Origin of the sequence: Streptomyces marokkonensis, assembly GCF_039539045.1 — a bacterium.
GTDB classification, from domain to species: Bacteria; Actinomycetota; Actinomycetes; order Streptomycetales; family Streptomycetaceae; genus Streptomyces; species Streptomyces marokkonensis.
Window position 1 is genome coordinate 1 of sequence record NZ_BAABCQ010000373.1, and the last position, 1,443, is coordinate 1,443.

Here is a 1,443-nt window from a genome sequence, read left to right on the forward strand (position 1 = left end):
AAAGGACTTCCCAATCGTGATGTCAACCCGCTTCTGCGACGGGAGGTGAACCTTGGTAGCACTGTCCGTCACGGATCATCGCCCACAGCACGTTGAGCCTGCGGCGGGCGAGAGCGAGCAGGGCCTGCTTGTGGCCCTTTCCCTCGCTTCGCTTGCGCTGGTAGTACGTCTTGGAGGCGGGGCAGGTCGTGATGCTGACCATCGCCGAGAGGTACATCGACCGCAGCAGGCCGCGGTGGTATCGCTTGGGCCTGTGCAGGTTGCCGCTGATGCGGCCGGAGTCACGAGGTCTGGGTGCCAGGCCGGCGAAGCCGGCCAGGCGGTCGGCGCTGCCGAAGGCGTCCATGTCACCACCGGTCGCAGCGATGAACTCGGCACCGAGCTTGGGGCCCATGCCGGGCAGACTGCGGATCACCTCGGCATGCGGATGCTCGCGAAACCTGGCCTCGATCAGGGCGTCGAGCTCGGCGATCTCCTCATCGAGGGCCATCACCCCCTTCGCGAGGCGGACCACCATGGCGGCGGCCAGCGTCTCACCCGGCAGGGCCGTCTGCTGGGCCTGGGCAGCCTCCACAGCCGTCTTCGCAAGGGCGGCGGCGCCGCGGACCTTCCGGTTCCTCAGCCAGGTCTCGATCCGCTTCTCACCCGCGCGGCGGATCGCGGCCGGGGTCTGGTAGCCGGTCAGCAGCATCACCGGCCCCTTGTTGACCAGGTCCAGCGACCGCTCCAACGCAGGGAAGATCTCCAGCAACTGAGCCCGGAGCCGGTTGATCTGCCGGGTGCGGTCGAAGACCACGTCCAGGCGCCTGGTGGTCAGCGTGCGCAGGTCAACGGCGATCTCGTCGCCCGGCCGCAGCAGCCCGAGATCACGTCGAACGCGGGCCTGGTCAGCGATGACGAAGGCGTCCTTCGCGTCCGTCTTTCCCTCACCCCTGTAGGTGGCCGAGGCCCGGTGGACCGCCAGGCCGGTGAGGTAGGCCATCGGCTGGCCGTGGCTGAGCAGCAGGCCGATCAGCAGGGCGGCCCCGCCGTGGTTGAGGTCAACTGCCCACAGCACGTCGGTGGATATCTCCAGGACATCGCCGATGAGCTGGAGCAATTCGGTCTCATCGTTCAGAACCCGGCGGGACAGCAGCCGTTCACCGTCCGTGTTGATCACCACGCAGTGGTGATGCGTCTTGCCGATGTCCACTCCAGCCCAGATCTCGGGCACGTTCCCTCCGCCAGCTCGTCGTCACATCGATCCCGCAGACGACCTCGCCGACGTTGTCCTACAGCAGCGATCGAGTCGCGTCTCCCAATTGGCGGTCGAGTCGTCGCGGGGCTCCGGGCGGCCAAGTCCTTTGAGCCATCCAAACGGCGCCCACCATGCAGCCATACCCAGAACCCCCGGGCCCTCCGATCTTACGAATGACCAGAGCAACCACCCTTGAAAGGTAGGAC

The 1,443-nt window shown here is 66.9% G+C and carries 1 protein-coding gene; it reads right to left on the minus strand.

Translation table 11 applies throughout. The features are described from left to right. Positions 1–22: 22 nt before the first annotated feature. Positions 23–1,213 carry an IS110 family RNA-guided transposase gene (locus ABEA26_RS35945; RefSeq protein ID WP_345598272.1) on the minus strand — a complete coding sequence of 397 codons (1,191 nt, stop codon included), beginning with the start codon at positions 1,211–1,213 and terminating at the stop codon, positions 23–25. Positions 1,214–1,443: the final 230 nt, after the last annotated feature.